Source organism: Streptomyces sp. 5K101 (genome assembly GCF_046506645.1).
Lineage (GTDB): Bacteria > Actinomycetota > Actinomycetes > Streptomycetales > Streptomycetaceae > Streptomyces.
The window spans coordinates 18,822-45,462 of the sequence record NZ_JBKFFO010000022.1 but is presented as its reverse complement, the minus strand read 5'-3'; the positions used below and the strand labels follow the sequence as shown (position 1 = coordinate 45,462).

Below are 26,641 nucleotides of genomic sequence, written 5' to 3'. Positions count from 1 at the left end.
GATCCATGAGCATTCGGCGCATCCTGAAGGCCCGTAGGGGGGCGGCAGCGGTGGTGATGACCGCCACCCTGGCCCTCACAGTGGCCGGCTGTGGGGGGGACGGGAACAAGAAGGAGGAGCCGTCGAGCTCGTCCAGCAGCAAGCCGTCGGACAAGGGGGACAAGGGCTCTGGTGGTGCGTCGGCTCAGCCGGACACCAGCAAGGTGATCGCCACTTCAAAGGGGCCGAGCGGTCTCGTTCTCACCATCAACTCGATCCAGCGCGACTCAGGTGGTTTCGTCACCGTCAACGGCCAAGTGGAGAACACCGGCTCCGCGGCTTTCTACGACACGCCCGCCTGGCGGGGCACAGAGCAGGAATTGCAGGGCGGTGGCCAGTCCGTCGGGGGCGCCACGCTGGTCGACAAGGTGGGCAAGAAGCGCTACTACGTTCTGCGTGATACCGAGGGGCGTTGCTTGTGCACCTCCGGGTTCACCCAAGTCGACGCGGGCAAGAAGATGCCCATCTTCATGCAGTTTCCGGCGCCTCCGGACACCACGACGCAGGTGGACTTCCAGTTCCCCACGTTCCCGACCGTCTCGGTCGAGATCTCCGGGTGAGTGCCGCCATGACCCACACCGCCCCCCTGCACCGGCCCTCCATCCGGTTCGTGCTCACGGCGTTCACCGCCTCCGCCCTCCTCGTCGGCTCCCACGTCCTGTCCGCCACCGAGGCGCGGGCCGACGACAAGCCGAGCGTGCCGCCGGGCACCGAGGCGTCCGCATCGCCGCCCGTCGAGGTGGACGCGGACAACCCGGGTCTCAAGATGGTCGACGGCGCGACCCTCGTCCCGGCCAAGGTGCTGGACATCAAGTCCGTCGTCGAGTCCGAGGGCGGCGAAGAGCGCCGGGAGGACACCAACTCGGACGTGAAGTACGCCCTCCAGGCCGAAGTCCTCTTCGGCAAGGACAGCGCGAAGCTCAGCGCGGCGGCGAACGGCCGGATTCAGGCCATCGCCAACGAGATCAAGAAGGAGAACGCGAAGCAGGTCCGCATCTTCGGGTTCACCGACAACCTCGGTTCCTCCGCCCACGGCGACGTCCTGTCGAAGCAGCGTGCGGACGCGGTGCACTCGGTGCTGTCCAAGGCGCTGAGCGACGCGGGGATCACGTACGAGGTACGCGGATACGGCGAGCAGTTCCCGATCGCGGACAACTCGAACGAAGAGGGCCGCAAGAAGAACCGGCGCGTGGAGGTCTCGTACCCGCGCGGTGCGGGCGCGTGAGCAGGAACGGGCCGGGGCGGTACGTCACCCCGGCCCGCGGCGTACTTGCTCACAGCAGGTGGTCGGCCTTGCCGGCCTTGATGTCGCGAATCAGGGTGACGAGGGCGTCGCGCGTGTCGACGAGTGGGGTGTCCTCGGCACCGGCGACGGCGATGTAGCCGTTGCCGTCGGCATCGGTGCCTATGCGGAAGCAGTTGGCGCCCTCGCCGCAGAAGGGTTTCTCCCAGTGGATGGTCCGCACTGCGTCTACTCCTAGAGGTCGTTGGCAATGGCTCTGACGAAGTCCCGGGATGCGTCGGGCGCGAGGGCGACCGTCTGCATCTCGTCGAGCTGCGCGCGGTACTTCCGTAGCTGCGACTCGTCGTCGATGAACTCCGGTCCGTGAATGCTGTCGAGCTCCACGACATCCAACTGAGGGACAGCGGCTTCGGCGTAGATGACCGATTGACCGGCACCTGGGAACCCGCCTGCGTCGAAGGGGATGACGCGTACCGTCACGTGCTCCCTCTCGGCGGCTGTCAGCAGGAATTCCAGTTGGCGTCGGGCGACGCCCGGTCCTCCGAACTGCATGCGCAGAGCGGCCTCATGGAGGAGCAGGTCGATCGACGGCGGGTTCGGCCGGTCGAGTACCTGTCGACGCTCGATCCGCTGGGCGACGCGGAGATCGATCTCGGTCTTCGGCAGTCGCGGGATGACATGCCTGAAGACCGCGCGTGCGTGCTCCTCGGTCTGCAGTATTCCGGGCAGGTGCACGGTCAGAGCGATGCGGAGTCGCCTTGCGTGCCATTCCATTTCCGCGATGTCCAGAAAGCCGGGCGCTAGCGAGTCGCGGTAGCTCTCCCACCAGCCCTTGTCCCGGGCGGTGGCCATGGCTGCCAGGGCATCCACGAGCTGCGTGTCCTTGCAGCGGTAGTTAGCGGCCAGCGTGCGGACTCTTTCGGCGCTGATGCCTGACCTTCCGGACTCCATGTTCGGCACGTTCGTGCGGGGCACGCCGAGCAACCCGGCTGCGAACTCCGTCGTCATCCCGGCTGCAATGCGCATCTTGCGCAGCTCCGCGCCGAGACGCCGCTGGCGTTCAGTGGGTGTACTCCTCGGAGGCATGGGGCCAGTGTGCCTTCGGCGTGACCGCAGGGTCCACCTGGTGGGTGCCGGATCCGGCAATGAGTAGTACACGTACTCCGCATGCTCTGCATTGAGTAACGCACCGCTCACTACGGCGAGTTGGAAGTGCATCACGCGTGCCTGCCCGCAGCCTCCACCCCTGGGAGGGGCCGGGTTCGCGTCAGGGAGACAGGCCACCGCTCACCGCGACGAGCAATCCACCCCTCCGGACAAAGGAGTCCGCCATGCCGCCGACCCTTCGCCCCGCGCTCTGTCCCATCGCGCCACGCACCGGGGCTCGTACCGCCGCTCCACCGCCCGGTCTTACGTTGAGCCTCACGTTGCGCGGCGAGGTCCGGAGCGCCGGGATCGCCCGTACCGCCGTCACGTCCGCTCTCCGCGCGCACGCGCTCGACCCGTTCGTGCCGCCGGCCGTGCAGGCCGCGTCCGAGATGGTCGCGGTCACGGCGAGGCTCGCACCTGGCGCGGACCTGTATCTCTCGCTCCGGCACCGGGACGACCACCTGCGTCTGGTCGTGTGGGACCAGCATCCTCGGCACGCCGACCCGGTCGCCTTATCGCTCTGTGAGGCACGCCGCCGCCGGGCGCTGTGGCTGCTCGGCGTCGTGGTGGACGACTGGGGCGGGGGGTGGGGTCTCTGCGAGGCGACGCCGCAGCCCGAACGGGGCTGCAAGTGCTGGGTGGTACTGCCCCGCTAGGAGGGCGTTCGCCGGTATCGCCGCCGCTCGGATGTCGTGTCCGGTACGTGTGGGGACGCGGCCACCACTCCAGCGTGACGGCTCGATGCCGCTCGTGCGGCCTTCGGCAGGGTGAGCGTCAGCGCCCTTCCACCATGGTGAGGAAGGACTCCAGGACCTGACGGTAGTGTTCCGGCTCCTCGGCCGACGCGAGGTGGGCGCTCTGCTCGAACACGACCCACTCGGCGCCCTGGATGCCGTCCGCGATCGGGCGGACCGTCGTGGGGGTCGTGATGTCGTGGCGTCCGGACGTGATGAGCACGGGCAGGTCCAGCTCCCCGAGCCGGGGCGTGACGTCCCAGTCCTTGAGGTTTCCGGTGATGTTCCACTCGGCGCCCCACATCGCCGCGTACACGTCCTCGCGCCAGTCGGTGAAGGAACGCAGCAGGTGCGCGGGCCACGGATCCAGGCGGCAGAGCCACCGCCGGTAGAACTCCATGCCGGCCGCCTCGTAGGCGGGGTCGCCCGTCGTGCCCTGCGCCTCGTGGTGGTCGAGGACCTCTCGCACCTCCACGGGAAGCGACTCCTTCAGCCGCCGCGCCTCCGCCTCGTAGGCCGGGGCGTTCGCCAGGGGACTGGCGAGGACGAGGCTGACCAGGCCCTCCGGTCGGCCGAGCGCGTATTCCAGGGCCACCTGGGTGCCCCACGAGTGGCCGAACAGGTGGACCTGGTGGAGCCCGAGCGCGTCTCGGACCGCCGTGACCTCGTTGACGAAGGTCTCCATGACCCACAGTGCGGGGTCGTCGGGGCGGTCGGACCGGCCGCAGCCGAGCTGGTCATAGAAGACGACCTGGCGGCCGCTCTCGTCGGCCAGCTCGGCGAGGTCCTGGAGGTAGTCGTGAGGGCAGCCGGGCCCGCCGTTCACCACCAGCAGAGGCAACTTGCCGTCGGACGGGCGCTCGCCCACGACCTGGTACCACGTGCGATGGCCCCGGAAAGGCACAGTTGCTTCGCTCACGGCCATGACGGACCTCCTGATGACGTCGGGCGCCCATCATGGCGAGACGTGGGACGTCCGACGCCGTTCGACTCGCCGTCAGGCGGCCGATCAGCGAGCCGGGCCGCAGCCCGGCCCCGCGGTTTGCCGCACTCGCCGAACCCGGCGCAACCTCCCTGTGCCGCAAGCCGTTTGAGCCCGGCGATGGGCCCGTGGGCCCATGACGGGCGTCCCGGCCGCCCGTAGCTTGGCAGCCATGTCTGTACTGGGGGATGTGCGCCGACACGGCCGCCGGTGGCTGCGGGGGATCACCCCGCGTACCGACGCGCGGCTGCTCGGTCTGCGCAGGCGTCGTCGGCACGACCGTGGCCAGACACCGCTGGAGTACGTGGGTCTGGGCCTGGTGGTCGTGGCGATCATCGGCTCTCTGGTCGCCACCGGCATCGGCGCCGAGCTGACGCAGAAGATCGGCGCGCAGGTCTGCCGGATCACGGGCGGCGGCGACTGCGGCGACGGCGGCCGGCAGGACGAGGCCCGGGACGGCAAGCCGGCGGACGACGACGGCACGGCCGATGTGCCGACCGGCGACCCCTCCGTGCCCAAGACCCCGGAACAGGTCGTCTACGAAAAAGCCCTCAAGGACCTCCAGGACGCCCGGGCCGCCGAGAAGGCCGACCAGGACAAGGCGATCCAGGCCGCCAAGGAGCTGGCCAAGATCCTCGCCGACGAGCTCGGCATCACCGACGCCCTCGACTGCATCACCAAGGGCGACATGGGGGCGTGCACCGAGACGCTCATCAACGTGCTGCTCAGCCTCATCGGCGGCGCGGTCGGCAAACTCGCCGCCAAGTACGGAGCGCCGTGGAAGTGGAAGAAGGCGTACGAGCTCATCCAGCGGCTCAGGAAACACGGCGGCGACCTCTATGACGGCCTGACCGGTCTCCTCAAGAACCGCACGCGCGTCAAGGACGCGGAGAAGGCGCTCGACGAGGCCAAGAAGAAGTACGACCCGAACCAGAAGAAGCCCGACGAGGACAAACCGAACGACAAGTCGACGCCCTGCCCCGTCCGGCACAGCTTCCTGCCCGGCACGCCCGTCCTGCTCGCCGACGGACGCCGGGTGCCGATCGAGACCGTGCGGGCCGGGATGCGGGTGGCGGCCGCTGACCCCGCTACGGGAGAGAGCGGCGGCAGGCAGGTCACCCGGACGTTCACGACGTACGACGACAAGGAGTTCACCCGGCTCACCGTGCGGACCGCCGCCGGTGCCGCCGTCGTCACCGCCACCGACACGCACCCGTTCTGGCTCGCCGGTGAGCGCCGCTGGGCGGACGCCGGCGACATCCGGCCCGGCGCCCGGCTCCGCACGCAGACCGGCGCCGGCCTCACCGTGCTGGCGGCCCGGCACTACGTGCAGCGGCAGACGACGTACGACCTCGCCGTGGCCGGCATGCACACGTACTTCGTCGGGGTCGGCCCCGCCGTCGCCCTCGTGCACAACAACGACTGCGACATGTCCCCGGAGGAAGTCGACGCGGCCAGGAACCCGGACGTCGGCGAGGGGGACCCGAAGAAGTTCAAGGACCACTTCCTGCGGCACAAGAAGCTCGTCGAGGACGCCCTGGGCACCAAGTACAAGAAGCTCAAGGACGACGGCCCGCGCTTCCGCGAGGACATCGCGAACGCGATCAAGGACGGCACGTTCGAACTCGTCGGCAAGGGCACGTTGAAGAAGGGCGAGCCGGAGGGGCTGATCTATCGTGGCAAGGGCGTGACGATCGTCCTGCGGGAGAACGGTGACTTCTGGACCGCGCTCACGACGGGCGAGGGCCTGGACACCGGGATCCAGATCACCAAGAAGGTGCCGAAGAAGAAGGGCTGACCTCATGGGCAGCATGGCGCGCGAGGTCGCCGGGATGCTCACGGGACGCCATGTGCGTGACGTCCTCGTCCCGGGCTGGATCGACCGGGACGACTCCGTCCCCGAGTTCCGGCCGCAGCCGATGGTGGTGTGGCTGCGGCTCGACGAGGGCCTGGTGCGGCTCGCGTCCGAGGGTCAGTACGACCACCTGACCGCCCGGCGGGTCACGGGGGCCGACTGGTCCGACGTGGCACTGCTGGCCGAGGCGGAGGACGAGGTCGTGCTGGCGTCGTACGGCGAGCAGCTGTTCGGCGACGGCAGGGACGAGTGGAGCTGCACGGCGGTGCGGGCGTACGTGTCGGGCGCGCGACGCGGCGACAGCACGGGCACTCCGGTCATCCGGGGCCTCGCGCTCGACTTCGCCGGCGGTCGCAGCCTCTTCCTGGACCCGGCCTGGACCTTCGGCATCCGCATGGGGAACAGGGCGGACGAGGCCGACTGGGTGGCGAAGCACGGCGGCGACACGGTGCTGGAGTCGCTGCGTCCTCCAGTGCCCGCGCACGGGTAGGGCACCGGCTGGGCCCGTGGGCCCATGTGCCCCGTGGCCTCCGGTTGTTAGCGTGCGACGCACATCGGCGAAGGGGTGGGAGCGCAATGAACGCGGAGATCCGGACCAGGGCGGCACGGCGCGTCGCGACGGCCGCGGTGGCCGCCGCTCTCACCGTTGGGACGGCCACCGCCTGCGAGGACGACCCGAGGGGCGGCGGCGACGGGAAGGCGTCCGGGGCGTCCGCAGCGCCGTCCGCGACGGCCGGGAAGGACACGGCGCCCACGCCGTCCGGTACCGCTACCCCCGAGCCGGACGCCGCCGAGCCCCCCAGCAGTGGCAGGACCCTCACGGAAGCCGAGCTGGCCAAGGCCGCGCTGGCCACCGGGGAGGTGCCCGGTTACGAGGTCACGCCCCTTCAGGGCGGTGACGAGCCCGGCACGGAGAAGGCCGACGAGCCGGCCTGCGCCCCGCTGGCCGCCGTGATCAACGGAATTCCGGAACCGGCCGCCGCGGCGACGGTGTACCGCACGGCCGTCGACTCCAGGGAGGAGGGCGAGGAGACGCAGACCGTGGTCACGCTGATCCTCACCGCACACCGGAACGGCGACGCACAGCGGGTCCTCGCCTCGCTGCGCACCGCGGTGGACGCCTGCGCGGGTGGCTTCACCACACGCGCCGCGGACTCCGTCTCGACCTACTCCGACGTACGGACGCTCCCGGCGCCGCGGGCCGGTGACGAGTCCGTCGCCTGCCAGGTGACAGGCGCGGTCACGGGCGCGAAGGTGCCGCTCGTCTTCCACGTCGTACGCCGGGGCGCGAGCGTCGTCACCTTCTACACGGCGAACTTCGTCGACGCGAGGACGCCCGAGGTCCCGTCCGAACTGATCCGCGTGCAGACGGCAAAGCTGCCCTAGGCTCCGGTCGGCCGTATCCCCAGCCGTACGCCGGGCCGCACCCCCCACCGCGCCATCGCCCCGGTCTCCGCCTCCAGGACGTGCCGGGCACGGACACGGACCATCCCCAGGCGCCCGGGCTTCATCGTCACCACGTCCAGCACCCTCAACTCCCGGTCCAGATACGCCACATCAATCGTGAAGCGCATCCGGAAGGTGTGGACACTCGTGCACGGCGTCAGCATGAGCGCGCCGTCGATCCCGTCCCGGCCGAGCAGCCCGCGGGTGCGGGCCCGGTACGAGGCGGCGATCCGCAGGCCGACCGGGATGTCCCGGCCGGGGACCGTCAGCTCCGCCGTTCCGTCCTGCCATGTACGCATGGCCCCGACCGTAGCGCCGGGCGGCACCGCGCGGACCCGATCCGTACGGCAATGGGCCCCTGGGCCCATGACCGCGGACCGGGCCGGGCCTAGGGTCGGCACCGTGGACGTGACGCTGATCGCCGTAGCCACCGTGTGGGGGGCCGTCGCCGGGACGCTCGTACCGCGCGCCGTGTACCGCCTGTCCGTCGAGCCGGAGGAGGACTGGCGCGCCGCCTGCCCCGCCGGGCACCCGATCACCGGGCCACTGCGCGGCTGGGTGGGCGCGGCCCGGTGCGCGACCTGCGCCGAGGGGGCGACGGCCGTGGTGGGCGCGCCGGACGTCCGGGCCTCCGGGGCTGCCGGGGAGGCCGGGGACGCCGGGGTGGCGGGGGATGTTCCACCCGTCCTGTACCGTCCGTCCGTCCTCGTCCCCGCCGTCACGGCCCTGCTCTGCCTTACACTCGCGGCCTCGACCGGGCCGCGCCCCGAGCTGGCGGTCTGGCTGCTGGCCACCCCGGCCGCCGTCCTGCTCGCGCTCGTCGACCGCCGTGTCCACCGGCTGCCCGACCAGCTCACCCTGCCGCTCGCCGCGGCGTCGGCGGCCCTGCTCGGCCTCGCCGAGCTGCTGCCGCACGACGGCGGGTCCTGGCCGACCGCCCTGCTGGGCGGTCTCGCGCTCGGCGCGGTCTACTTCCTGCTCTTCCTGATCAACCCGAACGGCATGGGCTTCGGCGACGTGAAGCTCGCGCTCTCGCTCGGCGTGGTGCTCGGCTGGTACGGCTGGGTGGTGCTGTTCCTGGGGGCCTTCGCCGGTTTCCTGCTCGGCTCGCTGTACGGCCTGTCGCTGATGCTCCTGCGCCGCGCGGGCCGCAAGACGGCGATCCCCTTCGGCCCCTTCATGATCACCGGCGCGCTCCTGGGGGTGGTGCTCGGGGCGCTGGGGGCCAAGTGAGCCGGCGGGGCCCGGCGGCTCACCTCGCCCGCGCGGCCCACGGGTACAGCGAGCCCGACCGCATGCGGTCGACGGGGTCGTCGTACGGCCGACCCCGGGGCGCATACAGGTCAGACCCTGTCCGCTTGCCCCGGCGCTGTCGGACCCGTTGCCTAGGGTGGATCCGGCCCGGCGTACCCGCGGATCGGCGGCGTGCCGACGGCGGACCGGCAACCTTCAGCGAGGAGTGGGCATGGCCAGGGGCAGGACCTCCTACCACTGTGGCATCGACGCCGCCGTGGATGTCGTCGGCGGCAAATGGAAGCCGCTCATCCTGTGGGCTCTGAACGACGGCACGCGCCGCTTCGGCGAGCTGAAGCGGGAGGTGGCAGGCGTCAGCGAGAAGGTGCTGATCCAGCAGTTGCGCGAGCTGGAGGCGGACGGCATCGTGCACCGCGAGGTCTACGGGGAGGTCCCCCCGCGCGTGGAGTACTCGCTGACCGAGCTCGGCAAGGCGCTCAACACCGCGCTGGAGCCCCTCGGCGCCTGGGGCTCGACGTTCATGGCCGAGATCATCGCCAACAAGAAGCATGCATCGGCCGCTTGACGTCACGTCATGTGTTCGTCAATGCGGCGCCCGCCGTCGCGGGTCACCCGTCGGAGTAGCGGAGCGGAGCCCGGTCGGGCGTCTGACCCCCGGCTTTGCGCTCCCGCGCGGCCGGCGGCCGCGCCGGTACGGGATTCGGCGGACGGTGGCGGCACGGCGTGGCACCCGCCACCGCTTACGAAGGGTTATGGTGGAAACCCCCCCTCGGGCCGGTCCGTATCCCCCCCACGGACCGGCCCGTTTTTCGTGCCCGCCGGCTTCCCGGCCGACGAAGCCGCCGGTCCGGGCGTTTCTGAGGGCTCGGGGCTAGCTCCGGGCGGCCCAGATGTTCGTCCCCGCCGTGTCCACGGCGAAGGTGTCGATGTCCTTCAGCTCCTGGTCGGTCAGCGGCGCCCCCGCCAGCGTGGCCACGTTCTCCTCCAGCTGCTCCACGCTGGACGCGCCGATCAGCGCCGACGTCATCCGCGGGTCGCGCAGCACCCAGGCGAGCGCCAGCTGGGCGAGCGACTGGCCGCGCTTGGCCGCGATGTCGTTCAGGCCGTTCAGCCGGCGCACCATCTCGCCGGACAGGAGGCCGGGGTCGAGCGACTTGCCCTGGGTGGCACGCGACCCCTCCGGGATGCCCTTCAGGTACTTGCCGGTGAGCAGCCCCTGCGCGAGCGGTACGAAGGAGATGCAGCCCATGCCGGCGCTCTCCAGCGTGTCCAGCAGCGCGTCGTCCTCGATCCAGCGGTTGATCATGGAGTACGACGGCTGGTTGATCAGCGCGGGGACGCCCATGTCCTTCAGCAGCTGCGCCGCCTCCGCGGTCTGCTCGGCGCTGTATGAGGACACGCCCACGTACAGCGCCTTGCCCTGCTGCACCGCCGAGGCCAGGGCGCCCATCGTCTCCTCGAGCGGGGTGTCCTTGTCGAAGCGGTGCGAGTAGAAGATGTCGACGTAGTCGAGGCCCATCCGCTTCAGGGACGCGTCCAGCGACGACAGCAGATACTTGCGCGAACCCCACTCGCCGTACGGACCGGGGTGCATCAGGTAGCCGGCCTTGGTCGAAATGATCAGCTCGTCCCGGTAGGGGGTGAAATCCTGGGCGAAGATCTTGCCGAAGTTCAGCTCGGCGGAGCCGGGCGGGGGGCCGTAGTTGTTGGCCAGGTCGAAGTGCGTCACACCCAGGTCGAAGGCGCGGCGCAGGATCGCCCGCTGCGAGTCAAGCGCACGGTCGTCGCCGAAGTTGTGCCACAGGCCGAGGGAGATCGCCGGGAGCTTGAGCCCGGAACGGCCGGTCCGCCGGTACTCCATGGCCGCGTAACGGTCGTCGGAGGCGCGGTAGAAAATTGAATCAGTCACGCATCCCTCCTTATCACGGACTTGTGACATACCGGGTTGGGTCGCATTGGCCCGTCCGCAGTAGTGTGGCGCCTTCGGGGACTGCCGCATGGAGGGGTGTAAGAACAGTGAACCTGCGCGACCTGGTGTACGGGCTCTACGCACGCCGGGTGGAGGGCCGCCTCGACCACGCCCAGGTGCCCAAGCACATCGGCGTCATCCTCGACGGCAACCGCCGCTGGGCCAAGGCGTCCGGGGGCACGGCAGCACAGGGGCACCAGGCGGGCGCCGACAAGATCTCCGAACTGCTCGGCTGGTGTGCCGAGACCGACGTCGAGGTCGTCACCCTCTGGCTGCTGTCCACGGACAACTTCGACCGCCCCGAGGAAGAGCTCACCCCGCTCCTGCGCATCATCGAGAACACCGTGCGCAACCTGGCCGCCGACGGCCGCTGGCGCGTGCACCACGTCGGCACGCTGGACCTGCTGCCGGCCCACACGCAGTCCGTACTGAAGGAGGCCGAGCAGGCGACGCTCGGCAACGAGGGAATACTCGTCAACGTCGCCGTCGGCTACGGCGGCCGGCAGGAGATCGCCGACGCGGTCCGTTCGCTGCTGCTGGAGCACGCGGCGAAGGGGACGAGCTTCGAGGAGCTCGCCGAGATCGTGGACGTCGAGCACATCTCGGAGCACCTGTACACGCGCGGGCAGCCGGACCCGGACCTGGTGATCCGCACGAGCGGGGAGCAGCGGCTGTCGGGCTTCATGCTCTGGCAGAGCGCGCATTCGGAGTACTACTTCTGCGAGGTCTTCTGGCCGGCGTTCCGGAAGGTCGACTTCCTGCGAGCGCTACGGGATTACGCGGCACGCCACCGCCGCTACGGCACCTGACCCTGAGGGCCGTGGCCCCCGCGGGCTCGCCCGCACCCGCTCGTGCTTCGGCGCATTGCCCTCGCACGTTCCTGCGCCCTGCCGGGCGCGGCTCGGGCTCTCCCCGAGCCCGCTCCGCGCGTTGCCCTCGAACGTCCTTGGGGCTTGGGGCGGAGCCCCAACGGGAGCGTGGCGGGCGCCAGTGCACTTCAGCCTCGCCGGGGCTTGGGGCGGAGCCCCGACGGGGCCGGTCACGTGGTGTTCATCGGTGCGACGGCGTACACCCTGGCATGGCCGCACGTGTTCGAGGGAATACCCACTCCAGGTCGACGTCCGATCCACGGACGTCGTATCTCAGTGAGCGGCCGACACCGCTCACCCGGGAGGCCCTTTGCACACGAAGGACTGCACCTCTGGTGCGGACCACGCGGAGGGCCGGCGCTCGGCCCGTGCAGCAGGCCGGCCCGGCCCGTCGTCCGCTTCGGCGGACGACGCAATGGTCCGCGACGCCGTCGCACCCCGACCTCTTCCGAGGGGGTACGTCCTTCCGTGGTGAACAGCACAAAGCGCCGCATGCCCGACCGGCGCACCTACGTTCTCGACACCAGCGTCTTGCTGGCCGACCCGCACGCCATGAGCCGCTTCGACGAGCACGAGGTCGTACTGCCGATCGTGGTGATCACGGAGCTCGAGGCCAAGAGGCACCATCCGGAGCTCGGCTACTTCGCCCGGCAGGCCCTGCGCCTGCTGGACGACTTCCGCATCCGGTACGGCCGTCTCGACGCACCCCTGCCGATCGGCGACCTCGGCGGTTCGCTGCGCGTGGAGCTCAACCACCAGGATCCCGGCGTGCTCCCGGCCGGCTTCCGTCTCGGGGACAACGACTCCCGCATCCTCGCGGTGGCGCGCAACCTCCAGGCCGAGGGGTACGACGTCACGGTCGTCTCCAAGGACCTGCCGCTGCGCATCAAGGCGTCCTCCGTCGGTCTGCTCGCCGAGGAGTACCGCGCGGAGCTGGCCATCACCGACACCGGCTGGACCGGCATGGCGGACCTGCCCCTGTCCGCCGAGCAGGTCGACCTGCTCTACGGGGAGGAGACGCTGTACGTCCCCGAAGTGGCCGAGCTGCCGGTGCACACGGGTCTCGTGCTGCAGTCCGAGCGCGGCAAGGCACTCGGCCGCGTCACCGCCGAGGGCAACGTACGGCTGGTGCGCGGGGACCGGGAGGCGTTCGGCATCCACGGCCGCAGCGCCGAGCAGCGCATCGCGCTCGACCTCCTCCTCGACCAGGAGGTCGGCATCGTCTCGCTCGGCGGCCGGGCCGGCACCGGCAAGTCGGCGCTCGCGCTCTGCGCGGGCCTGGAGGCCGTCCTGGAGCGCAGGCAGCACCAGAAGGTGATGGTCTTCCGGCCGCTGTACGCGGTGGGCGGCCAGGAGCTCGGCTATCTGCCGGGCACCGAGGCCGAGAAGATGAGCCCGTGGGCGCAGGCGGTGTTCGACACGCTCTCGGCCGTGGCGGGACGCGAGGTGATCGAGGAGGTGCTCGGCCGCGGCATGCTGGAGGTGCTGCCGCTCACGCACATCCGGGGCCGCTCGCTGCACGACGCGTTCGTCATCGTCGACGAGGCCCAGTCGCTGGAGCGGAACGTCCTGCTGACCGTTCTGTCCCGGGTCGGGGCGAATTCCCGGGTCGTCCTCACCCATGACGTGGCGCAGCGGGACAATCTGCGCGTCGGCCGGTACGACGGAGTCGTCGCCGTCGTCGAGAAACTGAAGGGCCATCCGCTCTTCGCGCACGTCACCCTCAACCGCTCCGAGCGCTCGCAGATCGCGGCGCTCGTGACCGAAATGCTGGAGGACGGGCACATATAGCGGGACACGTTCCTGGGAGCCTGTCCGGCAAAATGGACAAGCCAGTTGACGCCGCCCGGCGAAGCGCAAGAGCGTAGCCGGGCGGCGTCGCGCTGTCCGCCGTTTCTCCAAAACCCCTGGCACAGACGGGGTGTGAGCTTTCACACGCAACGAGGAATTGCCTTGCGGCGTCGGCTTCCGGCAGAGTCTTGCTTCCGTCAGGCCCCGCATGCGGCACATCCGCACCTTCCGTGGTGCACAGCAACACACAACTCAAGACCTGCCGCCGTATGCCGCCCGCGAGTACCACGCGGCTTCTCCACAAGGGAGTTGCCCACCGGGCCCGCGCCTCCCGTGACCCAAGCAGTGGGGAGGCCAGCGCCAGGGGCACGATTGCGCTCGCGAGGTCACCTATGCGGGCGATGCTGGAAGGAAAACGTGTGAGCCGGATCTCGGTCCGGGGATTCGCAGTCGCCTCGGCAACTGCGGTCACCACCGTCGGCGCCGTCGTCGGCGTCGCGTCGGGCACCACCCAGCCGTCCGGGGACAACCTCGAGACGACGGCGGCCGACGCGATGCTCCTCGCGGACATTCCCATGGGCGAGCAGGCCCAGGTGCAGGTCTCGTCCCTGACGCAGCAGGCCGAAGCACAGGCCGCTGCCGCGGACGCGGCCGCCAAGAAGTCCGCCGAGGAGTCGGCCCGCATCCAGGCCGCCCAGACCGCCAAGGCGAAGAAGGCGGCGGCGGACGAGCAGGCGGAGCGCGAGCGCGAGGAGGCGGAGGCACGCGCCAACCGCAACGCGGTCCGCTCGGCGTCCAGCTTCTCCACGCAGGCCTCGTACACGGTCGCCGAGGTCAAGGCGATCGCACGCCAGATGGTCCCGGCCGACCAGTTCCAGTGCTTCAGCAACATCGTGAACCACGAGTCGAGCTGGAACTACCGCGCGTCCAACCCCTCTTCGGGTGCGTACGGCCTCGTCCAGGCGCTCCCGGGCTCCAAGATGTCGTCGGCCGGCGCCGACTGGCAGACGAACCCGGCCACCCAGATCAAGTGGGGCCTGAGCTACATGGACGGACGCTACGGCAGCCCGTGCGGCGCGTGGTCGTTCTGGCAGGCGAACAACTGGTACTAGATTCGCCCGGCGCTCAACTTCACGGAGCCCCTCACCGTCCTACGGTGAGGGGCTCCGTGCGTGTACGGTCGGTGTCCGTCACTCCCGGCCGGCGGCACCGCCCGCGTCCCCAGGCGCAGGCGGGCGCACCGCCCGCGCCCCCTCAGGGCGCGCGGGGAGAGAGAGTGGTGGGGACAAGAGGGAGCATCATGTCGAAGGTTCCAGGGTGGCTCGGCCGCGTAGGCGCCGAGCTCACCCGGATCGGAGAGCGCCTGGAGGAGCGCCGCAGGGAGGCGGCGGCGGACGAGGGGCTGCCCGCCGCTGTGCCGGCGCCGGACAGTGTCCCGCCGCCGCCCGCGTACGCGCCCGCCGTCGCGGCCCGGCCCGACCCGGTCGCCGCGATCCCCTGGGGCATCCGCGTCGCGGCCGAGGCCGGCTGGCGGCTGCTTGTCCTCGCCGGCACGCTCTGGGTGCTGATGCGTGCCATCAGCGCCGTACAGCTCGTGGTGCTCGCCTTCGTCGCCGCCCTGCTCGTCACCGCCATGCTCCAGCCGACCGTCGGCAGGCTGCGGAAGCTGGGTTTGCCGCGCGGGCTGGCCACCGCCGTCACCGCCATCCTCGGCTTCGTCGTCATGGGGCTCGTCGGCTGGTTCGTGGTCTGGCAGGTCATGGACAACCTCGGCGACGTCTCCGACCGGGTCCGGGACGGCATCGACGAGCTCAAGCGCTGGCTGCTGGACAGCCCGTTCCATGTCACCGAGAGCCAGATCAACGACATCGCGCAGAACCTCAGCGACACCATCGGCACCAACACCGAGGAGATCACCTCCGCCGGTCTGCAGGGCGTGACCGTGATGGTCGAGATCCTGACCGGAATGCTGCTGGCGATGTTCTCGACCCTGTTCCTGCTCTACGACGGCAAGCGCATCTGGGAGTGGACGCTCAAACTCGTCCCGGCGCAGGCCCGGCCGGGGGTGGCGGGCGCCGGCCCCCGCGCGTGGCGCACCCTCACCGCGTACGTGCGGGGCACGGTGGTGGTCGCGCTGATCGACGCGATCTTCATCGGACTGGGTCTGTGGTTCCTCGACGTCCCGCTCGCCGTGCCGCTCGCCGTGTTCATCTTCCTCTTCGCGTTCGTCCCGCTCGTCGGCGCCGTCGTCTCGGGCGCTCTCGCGGTCGTCGTCGCGCTCGTCACGCAGGGCGTGTTCACGGCGCTGATGGTGCTCGTCGTGGTCCTCGCCGTGCAGCAGATCGAGGGCCATGTGCTGCAGCCCTTCATCCTCGGCCGCGCGGTGCGCGTGCATCCGCTGGCCGTCGTCCTGTCCGTCGCCGCGGGCGGCCTGACCGCCGGCATCGGCGGCGCGGTCGTCGCCGTACCCCTGGTCGCCGTCACCAACACGGTCGTCGGCTATCTGCGGGCGTACGGCAAGGAGCAGATGCTGCGGTACGCCCCGCCGCCGCACGGTTCCACGTCCCTGGACGCGGCCCCCGGGGCGGGCCCCGCACCCGAGGCGCCCCCCGCCGCGCCGGCGCCGCCGCCCGAGCAGCGCCCCGACGACACCGAGGAGCAGCAGTGATCTCCGAACCGGAGCTGGTGGGGGAGGAGCCGTTCGCCACGCCGCAGACCCCTGGCGCGGTGTCCGCTCCTGGAACGGACGGGGGAGGCGTCACGGACGACGCCCTGGCCTCTGCCGGCCCGCGCGGCCCACGCCGGGCATGGCTGTGGGCGCTCGGCGGCGCGGTCGCCGCGTCGGCGGTGTGGGCGTGCGGGCTGTACGCGTTCGGCAACCAGGACCCGGACCTCGGCGGCTACCGGGCGACGGACGACCTGTGCAAGGCGGCCCGGCTGAAGCACCTGCAGACGGCACTCGGCACGCGGGAGGGCGAGGGACTGCCGACACGGTTCGAGCACGCGACCATGGACGACGCCCAGTGCTCGGTCGAGCTGAAGCCCACCGGGTACGAACCCGAGGTCGACGAGGACGGCAACGAGATCGTCTCGCTGCACGACGTCCACATCAGCTACACCCTGCACAAGAGGACCGATCCGGGACCCGAGTTCGACGGCGCGGTCCTCGCCCGGCAGAGGGCCTGGGGCACCGAGAGCGAGTCCGCCGCCGTCACCGGCATCGGCGAGCGGGCCCATGTCGCGCGGGGTCAGGACGGCTCGACGATCACGCTCGACGTCGTGGACGGGCAGGCGGAGCTGAGCATCGCGGTGACCGGTGGCTGGGACCACGAGAGCGGGGAACCGGCCACGGACGTCAGCGAGGTCGAAGGGCTGCTGGTGCAGGACATGCAGGACCTGATGGCCGCGCTCAGGAGCTGACGTACGAGGCGCGACAGGTGAGGGTCCGGACGGACGAAGGGCCCTGCCGGACCGGGAGGTTCGGCAGGGCCCTTTGCGGCACTCGGGCGCGGTCAGCCGGCCAGGACGGCCTCGGCGTCCAGCGTCGTGCCCACGGCCTGGATCACCGCGGCGATCTTGACGGCCTCCTGGACCGTCTCGCGGTCCACACCGGCCTTGCGCAGCACCTGCTCGTGGGAGTCGAGGCACTGGCCGCAGCCGTTGATGGCGGAGACGGCGAGCGACCACAGCTCGAAGTCGACCTTCTCCACACCGGGGTTGCCGATGACGTTCATCCGCAGGCCGGCGCGCAGCGTCCCGTACTCGGGGTCCGACAGCAGGTGCCGGGTCCGGTAGAAGACGTTGTTCATCGCCATGATCGCGGCGGCGGACTTGGCGGCCGTGTACGCCTCGGGGGAGAGGTTCGCCTTGGCCTCCGGCTCCAGCTCGCTCAGCACCTTGGGCGAACGCGACGCGATCGCGCAGGCCAGCACGGTGCCCCACAGCTGCTGCTGCGGAAGCTCGCTGTTGCCGATGACCGAGCCGAGGTTCAGCCGCAGGTCCTTGGCGAAGTCCGGGATGGCGGACTTCAGTTCATCGAGCGCCATGGTCACTCACCGGCCAGGAGCGCGACCGGGTCGAGGGTGTTCTCGCCCTTGGTCCAGTTGCACGGGCACAGCTCGTCGGTCTGCAGGGCGTCCAGCACCCGCAGGACCTCCTTGGGGTTACGGCCGACGGAGCCGGCGGTCACCATGGTGAACTGGATCTCGTTGTTCGGGTCGACGATGAAGACGGCACGCTGCGCGAAGCCGTCCTCGCCCTCGATGCCGAGGTCGCGCATCAGCTCGTGCTTGGAGTCGGCCATCATCGGGAAGGGCAGGTCACGCAGGTCCGCGTGGTCCTTGCGCCAGGCGTGGTGGACGAACTCGGAGTCGCCGGAGAAGCCGAGGATCTGCGCGTCACGGTCGGCGAACTCCTCGTTCAGCTTGCCGAACGCGGCGATCTCGGTGGGGCAGACGAAGGTGAAGTCCTTGGGCCACGCGAAGACGACCTTCCACTGGCCCTCGTAGGACTTGTGGGTGATGGTCTCGAACTCCTTGCCGCTCTCCAGCGAGACGCAGGCGGTCAGCTCGAACGTGGGGAACTTGTCACCGACAGTGAGCACGCGCTCTCCTTGCATGCAGGAAGGTCCCTTTTGGGGTCTTCCAGGGGGTTGGACGGATCTTGATGGTGGCACAGAGTGCATTGATCGCGGAAATAGCTATACTCGGTCATCGCGATCGGAGGTGCTTATCAGTGGGTGCGGCAAACAGGGTCAAACAACCGAGCATCGCGCAGCTGCGCGCCTTCGCGGCGGTGGCGGAGCATCTGCACTTCCGGGACGCCGCGGCGGCAATCGGGATGAGTCAGCCCGCGCTCTCCGGAGCCGTCTCGGCCCTGGAGGAGGCACTCGGTGTCCAGCTCCTGGAGCGCACGACGCGCAAGGTGCTGCTCTCCCCGGCCGGCGAGCGCGTCGCCGTGCGCGCCAAGGCCGTGCTCGACGCGGTCGGCGAGCTGATGGAGGAGGCCGAGGCGGTGCGCGGGCCGTTCACGGGCGTGCTCCGGCTCGGGGTGATCCCCACGGTCGCCCCCTACCTGCTGCCGGAGGTCCTGCGTCTGGTGCACCAGCGCTACCCCGACCTCGACCTGCAGGTCCACGAGGAGCAGACGTCCTCCCTGCTGGAGGGCCTGGCGGCGGGGCGTCTGGACCTGCTGCTGCTCGCGGTGCCGCTGGGGGTGCCGGGCGTCACCGAACTGCCTCTGTTCGACGAGGACTTCGTGCTCGTCACGCCCCGGGAGCACGAGCTGGCGGACCGGTCCGACATCCCCCGCGAGGCGCTGCGCGACCTCCGTCTGCTGCTCCTGGACGAGGGCCACTGCCTGCGCGACCAGGCGCTCGACATCTGCCGCGAGGCCGGCCGCACGGAGGGTGCCGCGGTCACCACGACGGCGGCCGGGCTGTCGACCCTGGTGCAGCTGGTGGCGGGCGGCCTCGGGGTGACGCTGCTCCCGCACACCGCCGTCGACGTCGAGACGTCCCGTGGCGGCCTGCGGGCCGGCCACTTCGCGGACCCGGCCCCCTCGCGCCGGATCGCCCTGGCGATGCGGTCGGGCACGGCACGGAGCGCGGAGTTCGAGGAACTGGCCGAGGCGCTCAGAGGGACACTGGCCGAGCTGCCGGTGCGGGTGGTGACCTGAGCCCGGTCGCTCGCGGGCAGCGGCGGAGCGGGGCCGCGACGGCCGGACGGCTCAGGTGGCCTCGGAGACGACCGCCGCGGCGAGCCGGTCGAGGCGGGTGCTCGTGACGTCGATCCAGCGCAGATCGGCCTCGATATGGAACAGCGCGTGGTCGCAGACCAGTTGGGCGGCGAGGTCGCCGTGCCGCTTGCGCTCGGTGAGCTCGCGCGTCAGCCGCAGGTGCTCGGCGCGCTGGGCGTCGAGCAGTCCGGCGGCGTCGCGGCCGGTGAGGAGCGCGAGGACGACCTTCGTGTACAGGGCCGACTGCAGATACGGCTCGGGCCGCTGGGGCTGGGCGAGCCACTCGGACACGTCCGCCGACCCCGCGTCGGTGATCGCGTACCGCTTGCGCTCGGGTCCGCCGCCCGTCTCGATGGCATCGATCTCGACCAGCCCGTTCCGCAGCAGCCGCGACATCGTCTATTACACCTGCCCGTAGTGCAGCGGCCGGTCCTGCCCGAACCGCTCGTCGAAGGCGTGCTTGAGGTCGTACCCGTGGCGGGGGCCGGATTCGAGGAGGGCGAGGAGGGTGTGGCCGATGGACATGGGCGGCACAGTACACGGGGTGTACAGCGGAGGCGGGGGCTGCCTCGCCGGCGCCCGCCGGCCCCGCCGCATCCCGTGCGAGGCGCGTTACCCGTACACACTCAGGCAACCTTCCGGCCCCCTGGCGAGTCGGTTCCTTTGGACGGGGTGCTCATTCTCACGTCAGGAAAAGGGTGGATCAGCGCCTCTTTGTCCGTCAGTCCGGTGTTACCTTTCTGAGCCGATTCCCGCCCCGCGCCCTGTACGGGCACGGCTGGGACCGGCGACCTACGACCGAAGAAGCGGAGCGACGAAGCGATGGGCCGAGCGGAAGAGCGACAGGCTCGGCAGCGCGGTGCGCGCCGGGCGGCGAAAGCGGGGCCCACGGGCATACGCCGCCTCTTCACCTGGAAGAAACTGCTGGGCACCTTCTTCGGCCTCTGCATGGTGGCCATGGGCGCGTTCTTCGTGATCTACCTGATGGTCCCGGTGCCCGAGGCCAACGCCCAGGCCAAGATGCAGAGCAACGTCTACAAGTACAACGACGGCAAGATCCTCGCCCGTACCGGCGAGATCAACCGGGAGATCGTCGGCCTGGACGAGATCCCCCGGAACGTCCAGTACACCTTCGTCGCGGCCGAGAACAAGACCTTCTTCCAGGACTCGGGCGTCGATCTCAAGGGCACCCTCCGCGGCCTGAAGAACACCCTCACCGGTCAGGGCAAGCAGGGTGGTTCCACGATCACCCAGCAGTACGTGAAGAACTACTACCTGAACCAGGACCAGACGGTCACCCGCAAGCTCAAAGAGCTGGTGATCTCGCTCAAGGTGGACCAGAAGAAGAGCAAGCCCGAGATCCTCGCCGGCTACATCAACACCAGCTTCTACGGCCGCGGGGCCTACGGCATCCAGGCCGCTTCCCAGGCGTACTACGGCGTCGACGCCGAGAAGCTGACGGTCGCTCAGGGCGCCTACCTCGCGGCCCTCCTTCAGGCCCCCAACCAGTACGACTGGGCGATCGCCTCGGAGACCGGCAAGAAGCTGGTGACCGAGCGCTGGAACTACGTCCTGGACAACATGGTCGAGGAGGGCTGGCTGGACGCGGGGGAGCGCGCGGGTCTGACGTTCCCCGTCCCCAAGGCGCCCAAGGCCGCGCCCGGCATGGCGGGCCAGGCCGGTTACCTCGTCGACGCCGCCAAGAAGGAGCTGGCCCGCCAAGGGCTCGACGAGGAGGACCTCGAAGCCGGCGGCTGGACGATCACCCTGAACATCGACTCCAAGAAGCAGAAGGAGCTCGAGAAGGCGGTCGAGAAGCAGCTGGAGGACGAGCTGGACCGCGAGGGCAACAAGGTCGACGCCACCGTGCAGGCCGGCGCCACCTCGGTCGACCCCAAGACGGGCAAGGTCGTCGCGCTCTACGGCGGTGTGGACGCCACCCAGCACTGGCTGTCGAACGCCACCCGCTCCGACTACCAGCCCGCCTCCACCTTCAAGCCGGTCGTCTTCGCCTCCGCCCTGGAGAACGGCTCCAAGACGCAGGACGGCGTCCCGATCGGCCTCAACACGGTCTACGACGGCACCAGCAGGCGACCCGTCGTCGGCAGCGGCACCCCCTTCGCCCCGCAGAACGACCTCGGCCGCAGCCACGGCCCGGTCACCGTCCAGACCTCGCTGAACAGGTCGATCAACTCCGCCTTCGCACAGATGGCGGTGGACGTCGGCCTCGACAAGGTCAAGGAGACGGCGCTCGACCTGGGTGTGCCGGACAAGAACTTCCCGCTGCGGCCCGCGATCTCGCTCGGCACCATGGGCGCCTCCACGTGGGACATGGCGGGGGTGTACGCCACCCTCGACAACCACGGCCGGAAGGTCACGCCCACGATCGTCGCGAAGGCCGAGCACAAGGACCGCCGGGTCGACCTGCCCGAGGCGGTAGGCGACCGGGTGATCAGCCGCGAGACGGCCGACACCGTGACCGCCGGCCTGACCGGCGTGGTGCGGAACGGCTCCGGCCAGGCGGCCGCCAGCAGCGCCTACCAGGCGGCCGGCAAGACCGGCACCTCGGAGAACAACCGCTCGGCGTGGTTCGCGGGCTACACGCCCGAACTGGTCACCGTGGTGGCCCTGTTCGGCGAGTCGCCGCAGGACGGCGGCGGCCAGGTGTCACTGACCGGCACCGCCAACTCCGGCCGCGCCAGCGGCGGCGGCTTCCCGGCCAGGATCTGGGCCGACTACACGCTGGGCGCGCTGGGCGGCGGCTCGGACGCGCGGTTCGACCTGGACCTGGCGGAGATCGCGGTCCCGGACCCGGACCCGACGCCCACTCAGACGGAGACGGAGACCGAGGACCCGGGCCCGACGCCGACCCGGACGGAGACCGAGGACCCGGGCCCGACGCCGACCGAGACGGAGACGCTGGACCCGGACCCGACGCCGACCGAGACGGAGACGCTGGACCCGGACCCGACGGACGGCACGACGTTCACGCCGCCGGTCGAGCCCGGCTCCACCGACGGGAGCGACAACCAGCGGAGGCCGAACGACTGACGGCCCCGGCACATACGGCTGCGCCCCGGGATCCGGCCGGATCCCGGGGCGCAGCCGTATCGGCACACCTACCGGGCGGGCAGCTCGAACCAGACGACCTTGCCGGTCGACAGCCGGGTCGCCCCCCACCGCCGCGCCAGCCGGTTCACCAGGAACAGGCCGCGGCCGCCCTCGTCGGTGTCGCGGGCCCTGCGCTGCCTCGGCAGCTGCGGGGAGTCGTCGCCGACCTCGCAGCGCAGCACGTCCGTGCGCAGCAGCCGCAGCGTGACGGGACGCTCCGCGTACCGTACGGCGTTGGTCACGACCTCGCTGACCAGCAGCTCCACCGCGTCGGACAGCTCCTCCAGGCCCCAGCGGGCGAGCGCGCGCCGAGCCAGGCGGCGGGCGCGGCTCGGCGCCGCGTCCTCCGGCTCCAGGAACCAGTACGCGACGTCACTGGGCGCGATCCCGTCGAAACGGGCCGCGAGCAGGGCGATGTCGTCGTCCCGGTCACCGGGACCCAGCATGTCGAGCACGTCGTCGCACAGCGCCTCCAGCGGGGGCGAGTGGTCCGGGCCGGTCAACTGCGCCGTGTCGGCCAGGCGTTCGCGCAGCTGCTCGATGCCCGTCCACACGTCACGCAGCCGCGACTCGACGAGGCCGTCGGTGTACAGCAGCAGCGTCGCGCCGGCCGGGGCGTCGAGCTCCACGGCCTCGAAGTCCACGCCGCCGACGCCGATGGGCGCGCCGGGCGGCACCCGCAGCACCTCGGCCCGCCCGCCCAGGTGCAGCAGGATGGGCGGCGGATGTCCGGCGTTGGCGATGGTGATGCGGTGCGAGACCGGGTCGTAGACCGCGTACAGGCATGTCGCCATCCGGTCGGCGCCGAGCCGCTGCGCCTGCTCGTCGAGGTGGTGCAGGACCTCCTGCGGCGGCAGGTCGAGACCGGCGAGGGTCTGCGCGGTGGTACGCAGCTGGCCCATGATCGCCGCCGACTTCATCGAGTGGCCCATGACGTCGCCCACGACCAGTGCGACCCGGCTGCCGGGCAGCGGGATGGCGTCGTACCAGTCGCCGCCGACGCGGGCCGTCTCGGCGGCCGGAAGGTAGCGCGAGGCAAGCTTCACGCCGGTCGGCTGGGGCAGCGAGTCGGGCAGCATCGTGCGCTGCAACTCGTCGGCGATGTACGCCTCGCGCCCATAAAGCACGGCTTTGTCGATGCCGAGCGCCGTGTGGGTGGCGAGCTGGGCCGCCACCAGCAGGTCGTTCGGCTCGAAGGCCGGACGGTCGGGGCGGCGCAGGAACACGGCGGCACCGATCACACGGCGGCGGCCGCGAAGCGGGGCGAGTATCGCGCGGTGGCCGCTCGGCACGCTGCGCCCGTCGCCGAGGAGCTCGGGCAGCGCGGCGCGGGCCGCCGCGGAGTCGCCGAAGACCGGCCGCACCCCGCGCAGCACCTCGGACAGGGCGCCGCCCGAGCGTACTTCGCACAGCTCGGCGGCGGGCGCCAGGTCCGTCCCGGGGTCCAGCAGGGGCATGGCGAGGCCCCTGCCCTGGTCGGCGTCATCGGCGTTTAAACGCAGCCGGTCGCTGCGGCGCAGCCGGAGCACGAACGGCGACACGGGCCGCTCGTCGCCCACGGGGAGCGGGTCGCGCAGATAGACGAGTATCGCGTCGGAGAACGTCGGCACGGTCGCCCGGCACAGGCCGAGCACGATCTCGTCCAGGTCGATCCCGCGCGCGATCCGCCGGGTCGCGGCCCCCACGAAGCGCAGCCGGTCGCCCTCGCGGCGCGCGGTGCCGGCGATGTCCGGCGCCGGGCCGGCCTGGGCCTGCACCGTGTGCGTCTGGTGCTGCGGCTGTGGCGGCGGTCCGGACGGCACGGCTGCGGCCCCGGCCGCCTCCGCCCGCGGCCGGGTGCGTTCCTGGGACCGGGCAGCCAGGGGCTGCCGGCCGTCGTGGGAGGTGGGGTGCTCCGTCACGCGTGGGATTCCGTCCGTCCGGGCCGGTTGTGCGATGCAACCGCCTCGTGGGGCGGTATACCCGCTCTGGAGGCGGCGTCGACAGGGTGGCGGGCATCCGGCACAGCTCTACCCCCTGAATGACTCGTACTGACTCGTGGTGACTCGTGCTGACGTGCGGTCCTCGGCCTGCGCTCGGCTCTCCCTCGTACGGTGCGGCCTTGCGGACGACGATCCTACGGTTGCCCCCAGGGGGCGCATCAAGAGTCTCACGAGGTCGTATACGCCGGAGCGCGTTCACTGATCAGAATCGGACACCCGGACGCCACTGGCGAGGTCACAGGGGCGGAAAGATCGGGCGGAGTGATCGGCGAAACGCAAAGTTTCGGCCAGCTTCGTTCCGATTCGGCGTTTCCCGGCGCGCCGCCGTGCCGCGTGCGCCCGTCAGGAAGCCAGCCGCCGGGCCGGAGTGCGGGCCCAGTCCGCGGGCAGCTCCGGTACCGGCCAGGACGGATCGGGCCGCCAGTGCTCCCAGCCCGCCGAGAACGGGGCCTCCCAGGCCAGGATCGACGCCACCGCCGCCCGGCCGGCCGCGCGTACCCGCGCCGCCTTCCGGGCGTCCATGAGCCCGACCCGCTGCGCCTGCGCGAACTCGTCCTCGTCCCGCCACAGCCAACTGCGGTCCGGGTACACGGAGATGTCGAGGAAGTGATCCTCGGAGTCGACGCCGCCCGACCAACGGGTGTGCGGTTCCTCGAGGTTGACGTACCAGCTCCGGAACCGCCAGCCCATCTCCCAGAACAGCCAGACGGACCACGGGTCGCCGGGGCGCGCGAGCTTCAGCACCCCCGAGCCGAACCAGCGGTCCCGGGTGAGTGTGCGCGGGGCCGTGTAGCGGGTCGCGAGCGGCTCCTGGTGAACGGGGGTGCCGTCCACCAGGACCGGCTTCACGCACTCCGTCCCCGGCGCCATCCAGACCGCGAGCAGCTCCTCGGTGTCCTGGACGACCGTCACCGGCCGGCAGATGTGCACGCCGCAGCCGTCCAGATCCGGGGCATGGCCGCGGTAGCGCCAGAGGATCTGGTCCCCGGGCGCCCAGCGTGCGATGCGTTCCGTGCCTGTCATGAGCAGATCTTAGGAGGTGGGCACCCCCGTTGCTGCGACGCAGGTCACGGGTGCGTCATACGCAGCACGTCCAGCGCCTCGTCCAACTGCTCGACGGTCAGGGCGCCGCGCTCCACGTAGCCGGACTCCAGGACGACCTCCCGGATCGTCTTGCGTTCGGCGAGCGACTTCTTGGCGACCTTCGCGGCCTCCTCGTAGCCGATGTACTTGTTGAGCGGGGTGACGACGGAGGGAGAGGACTCGGCGTACTCGCGCGCCCGCTCGACGTTGGCCGTGATGCCGTCGACCGTACGGTCCGCGAGCAGCCGGGAGGCATTGGCCAGCAGCCTGACCGACTCCAGCAGGTTCTTGGCCATGACCGGCAGCATCACGTTGAGTTCGAAGTTCCCCGCCGCGCCCGCGGCGGCGACCGTGGCGTCGTTGCCCGTCACCTGGGCCGCCACCATCAGAACGGCCTCGGGGATCACCGGGTTGACCTTGCCCGGCATGATCGACGAACCGGGCTGGAGGTCGGGCAGCGCGATCTCGGCGAGCCCCGTGCGCGGCCCGGAGGCCATCCAGCGCAGGTCGTTGGAAATCTTGGTCAGCGAGACGGCGATCGTGCGGAGCTGACCGGACGTCTCCACCAGGCCGTCGCGCGCGCCTTGCGCCTCGAAGTGGTCGCGCGCCTCGGTCAGCGGCAGCCCGGTCGTGCGTGCGACCTCGGCGATGACCGCGGCCGAGAACCCGGGCGGGGTGTTGATGCCGGTGCCCACGGCCGTGCCGCCCAACGGCAGTTCGGCCAGACGCGGCAGGGATGCCTTGAGGCGCTCGACGCCGTACCTGACCTGGGCCGCGTAGCCGCCGAACTCCTGGCCGAGCGTCACCGGCGTCGCGTCCATCAAGTGCGTACGGCCGGACTTCACGACCGTCGCGAACTCCGTCGCCTTGCGCTCCAGCGAGGTCGCCAGATACTCCAGGGCCGGGATCAGGTCGCCCGTGACCGCCGCCGTCGCCGCGATGTGGATGGAGGAGGGAAAGACGTCGTTGGACGACTGGGAGGCGTTCACATGGTCGTTGGGGTGTACGTCGCGCCCCAGCCGCTCGGTGGCGAGCGTCGCGAGGACCTCGTTGGCGTTCATGTTGGACGACGTGCCGGATCCGGTCTGGAACACGTCGACCGGGAAGTGGTCGTCCCACCGGCCGTCGGCGACCTCGGCCGCCGCCTCGGCGATGGCCCGCGCGATGTCCTCGTCCAGCACGCCAAGTTGGGCGTTGACCTGCGCGGCGGCCGCCTTGATACGAGCCAGGGCCGCGATGTGCGCGCGCTCCAGGCGCTGGCCGGACACCGGGAAGTTCTCCACGGCGCGCTGGGTCTGGGCCCGCCACTTGGCGTGCGCGGGCACCCGCACCTCGCCCATCGAGTCGTGCTCGATCCGGAACCCGTCCGCGTCGGCGTCGCTCATCGCTGTCCTTCCT

General features: G+C 70.9%; 25 protein-coding genes and 1 pseudogene. 15 read left to right on the top strand and 11 right to left on the bottom strand.

What is annotated here, in order from left to right; genetic code table 11:
• The first annotated feature begins 5 nt into the window (after positions 1 to 5).
• Positions 6 to 599, top strand: coding sequence for a hypothetical protein (locus ACLB9X_RS29610; RefSeq protein ID WP_410363495.1), 594 nt, complete (start codon positions 6 to 8; stop codon positions 597 to 599).
• Positions 600 to 607: 8 nt separating this feature from the next.
• Positions 608 to 1,264 (top strand): OmpA family protein, encoded by a 657-nt coding sequence (locus tag ACLB9X_RS29605; RefSeq protein WP_410363494.1) that lies wholly within the window; start codon positions 608 to 610, stop codon positions 1,262 to 1,264.
• A gap of 49 nt (positions 1,265 to 1,313) precedes the next feature.
• On the opposite strand, the gene ACLB9X_RS29600 is transcribed toward ACLB9X_RS29605, so the two are convergent.
• Positions 1,314 to 1,505: a hypothetical protein gene (locus tag ACLB9X_RS29600; RefSeq protein ID WP_410363493.1), complete on the bottom strand. Its 192-nt coding sequence runs from the start codon at positions 1,503 to 1,505 to the stop codon at positions 1,314 to 1,316.
• An 11-nt stretch (positions 1,506 to 1,516) separates the two neighbouring features.
• Entirely contained in the window at positions 1,517 to 2,368 is an 852-nt protein-coding gene (locus ACLB9X_RS29595; RefSeq protein WP_410363492.1) for a helix-turn-helix domain-containing protein, read from the bottom strand.
• 329 nt (positions 2,369 to 2,697) lie between these two features.
• On the opposite strand from ACLB9X_RS29595, the gene ACLB9X_RS29590 reads away from it, so the two are divergent.
• Positions 2,698 to 3,087 carry an ATP-binding protein gene (locus tag ACLB9X_RS29590; protein ID WP_410363491.1) on the top strand — a complete coding sequence of 130 codons (390 nt, stop codon included), beginning with the start codon at positions 2,698 to 2,700 and terminating at the stop codon, positions 3,085 to 3,087.
• Positions 3,088 to 3,205: 118 nt separating this feature from the next.
• Here ACLB9X_RS29590 and ACLB9X_RS29585 read toward each other — a convergent pair whose 3' ends face one another.
• The gene (locus tag ACLB9X_RS29585) at positions 3,206 to 4,084 is read right to left on the bottom strand and encodes a proline iminopeptidase-family hydrolase (protein WP_410363490.1); all 879 of its coding nucleotides are present in this window, start codon (positions 4,082 to 4,084) and stop codon (positions 3,206 to 3,208) included.
• Between the two features lie 235 nt (positions 4,085 to 4,319).
• Between ACLB9X_RS29585 and ACLB9X_RS29580 the strand changes: the two genes are divergently transcribed.
• From ACLB9X_RS29580 to ACLB9X_RS29570, 3 genes are all read left to right on the top strand, one after another.
• Positions 4,320 to 5,945 carry a polymorphic toxin-type HINT domain-containing protein gene (locus tag ACLB9X_RS29580; RefSeq protein WP_410363489.1) on the top strand — a complete coding sequence of 542 codons (1,626 nt, stop codon included), beginning with the start codon at positions 4,320 to 4,322 and terminating at the stop codon, positions 5,943 to 5,945.
• 4 nt (positions 5,946 to 5,949) lie between these two features.
• Positions 5,950 to 6,492, top strand: a complete 543-nt coding sequence (locus ACLB9X_RS29575) for a hypothetical protein (RefSeq protein WP_410363488.1) — start codon at positions 5,950 to 5,952, stop codon at positions 6,490 to 6,492.
• An 86-nt stretch (positions 6,493 to 6,578) separates the two neighbouring features.
• A complete protein-coding gene (locus ACLB9X_RS29570; RefSeq protein WP_410363487.1) occupies positions 6,579 to 7,388 on the top strand; it encodes a hypothetical protein in 810 nt (269 codons plus the stop codon).
• Here ACLB9X_RS29570 and ACLB9X_RS29565 read toward each other — a convergent pair.
• Positions 7,385 to 7,747: a DUF192 domain-containing protein gene (locus ACLB9X_RS29565; RefSeq protein ID WP_410363486.1), complete on the bottom strand. Its 363-nt coding sequence runs from the start codon at positions 7,745 to 7,747 to the stop codon at positions 7,385 to 7,387. The two genes, ACLB9X_RS29570 and ACLB9X_RS29565, sit on opposite strands and share 4 nt — an antisense overlap.
• A gap of 103 nt (positions 7,748 to 7,850) precedes the next feature.
• Between ACLB9X_RS29565 and ACLB9X_RS29560 the strand changes: the two genes are divergently transcribed.
• The gene (locus tag ACLB9X_RS29560) at positions 7,851 to 8,681 is read left to right on the top strand and encodes a prepilin peptidase (RefSeq protein ID WP_410363485.1); all 831 of its coding nucleotides are present in this window, start codon (positions 7,851 to 7,853) and stop codon (positions 8,679 to 8,681) included.
• A gap of 232 nt (positions 8,682 to 8,913) precedes the next feature.
• A complete protein-coding gene (locus tag ACLB9X_RS29555) occupies positions 8,914 to 9,267 on the top strand; it encodes a winged helix-turn-helix transcriptional regulator (protein WP_410363484.1) in 354 nt (117 codons plus the stop codon).
• Positions 9,268 to 9,573: 306 nt separating this feature from the next.
• On the opposite strand, the gene mgrA is transcribed toward ACLB9X_RS29555, so the two are convergent.
• Positions 9,574 to 10,611 carry an L-glyceraldehyde 3-phosphate reductase gene (gene mgrA / locus ACLB9X_RS29550; RefSeq protein ID WP_410363483.1) on the bottom strand — a complete coding sequence of 346 codons (1,038 nt, stop codon included), beginning with the start codon at positions 10,609 to 10,611 and terminating at the stop codon, positions 9,574 to 9,576.
• Positions 10,612 to 10,718: 107 nt separating this feature from the next.
• Here mgrA and ACLB9X_RS29545 point away from each other — a divergent pair, with 107 nt between their 5' ends.
• From ACLB9X_RS29545 to ACLB9X_RS29525, 5 genes are all read left to right on the top strand, one after another.
• A complete protein-coding gene (locus ACLB9X_RS29545; RefSeq protein ID WP_410363482.1) occupies positions 10,719 to 11,480 on the top strand; it encodes an isoprenyl transferase in 762 nt (253 codons plus the stop codon).
• A 528-nt stretch (positions 11,481 to 12,008) separates the two neighbouring features.
• Positions 12,009 to 13,331 carry a PhoH family protein gene (locus tag ACLB9X_RS29540; protein WP_410363481.1) on the top strand — a complete coding sequence of 441 codons (1,323 nt, stop codon included), beginning with the start codon at positions 12,009 to 12,011 and terminating at the stop codon, positions 13,329 to 13,331.
• 419 nt (positions 13,332 to 13,750) lie between these two features.
• The gene (locus ACLB9X_RS29535) at positions 13,751 to 14,443 is read left to right on the top strand and encodes a lytic transglycosylase domain-containing protein (RefSeq protein ID WP_410363480.1); all 693 of its coding nucleotides are present in this window, start codon (positions 13,751 to 13,753) and stop codon (positions 14,441 to 14,443) included.
• Between the two features lie 188 nt (positions 14,444 to 14,631).
• Positions 14,632 to 15,999: an AI-2E family transporter gene (locus tag ACLB9X_RS29530; protein ID WP_410363479.1), complete on the top strand. Its 1,368-nt coding sequence runs from the start codon at positions 14,632 to 14,634 to the stop codon at positions 15,997 to 15,999.
• Positions 15,996 to 16,751, top strand: coding sequence for a hypothetical protein (locus ACLB9X_RS29525; protein ID WP_410363478.1), 756 nt, complete (start codon positions 15,996 to 15,998; stop codon positions 16,749 to 16,751). The genes ACLB9X_RS29530 and ACLB9X_RS29525 overlap by 4 nt, the downstream gene beginning before the upstream one ends.
• 92 nt (positions 16,752 to 16,843) lie before the next feature.
• Here ACLB9X_RS29525 and ACLB9X_RS29520 read toward each other — a convergent pair whose 3' ends face one another.
• Both ACLB9X_RS29520 and ACLB9X_RS29515 read right to left on the bottom strand, forming a co-directional pair.
• A complete protein-coding gene (locus tag ACLB9X_RS29520) occupies positions 16,844 to 17,377 on the bottom strand; it encodes an alkyl hydroperoxide reductase (protein ID WP_410363477.1) in 534 nt (177 codons plus the stop codon).
• A 2-nt stretch (positions 17,378 to 17,379) separates the two neighbouring features.
• Complete coding sequence (locus ACLB9X_RS29515) at positions 17,380 to 17,934, bottom strand: peroxiredoxin (RefSeq protein WP_410363476.1); 555 nt, start codon at positions 17,932 to 17,934, stop codon at positions 17,380 to 17,382.
• Between the two features lie 131 nt (positions 17,935 to 18,065).
• Between ACLB9X_RS29515 and ACLB9X_RS29510 the strand changes: the two genes are divergently transcribed.
• Positions 18,066 to 19,007, top strand: a complete 942-nt coding sequence (locus tag ACLB9X_RS29510) for a LysR substrate-binding domain-containing protein (RefSeq protein ID WP_410363475.1) — start codon at positions 18,066 to 18,068, stop codon at positions 19,005 to 19,007.
• Between the two features lie 51 nt (positions 19,008 to 19,058).
• Here ACLB9X_RS29510 and ACLB9X_RS29505 read toward each other — a convergent pair.
• Positions 19,059 to 19,592, bottom strand: a pseudogene (locus ACLB9X_RS29505) (PadR family transcriptional regulator).
• Between the two features lie 297 nt (positions 19,593 to 19,889).
• Between ACLB9X_RS29505 and ACLB9X_RS29500 the strand changes: the two are divergent.
• Positions 19,890 to 22,118: a transglycosylase domain-containing protein gene (locus ACLB9X_RS29500; protein ID WP_410363474.1), complete on the top strand. Its 2,229-nt coding sequence runs from the start codon at positions 19,890 to 19,892 to the stop codon at positions 22,116 to 22,118.
• Between the two features lie 68 nt (positions 22,119 to 22,186).
• On the opposite strand, the gene ACLB9X_RS29495 is transcribed toward ACLB9X_RS29500, so the two are convergent.
• The 3 genes from ACLB9X_RS29495 to ACLB9X_RS29485 form a co-directional block, all read right to left on the bottom strand.
• The gene (locus ACLB9X_RS29495) at positions 22,187 to 24,079 is read right to left on the bottom strand and encodes a SpoIIE family protein phosphatase (RefSeq protein WP_410363473.1); all 1,893 of its coding nucleotides are present in this window, start codon (positions 24,077 to 24,079) and stop codon (positions 22,187 to 22,189) included.
• 423 nt (positions 24,080 to 24,502) lie between these two features.
• Positions 24,503 to 25,183: a DUF402 domain-containing protein gene (locus ACLB9X_RS29490; protein ID WP_410363472.1), complete on the bottom strand. Its 681-nt coding sequence runs from the start codon at positions 25,181 to 25,183 to the stop codon at positions 24,503 to 24,505.
• A 44-nt stretch (positions 25,184 to 25,227) separates the two neighbouring features.
• Entirely contained in the window at positions 25,228 to 26,628 is a 1,401-nt protein-coding gene (locus tag ACLB9X_RS29485; RefSeq protein WP_410363471.1) for a class II fumarate hydratase, read from the bottom strand.
• Positions 26,629 to 26,641 lie beyond the last annotated feature (13 nt).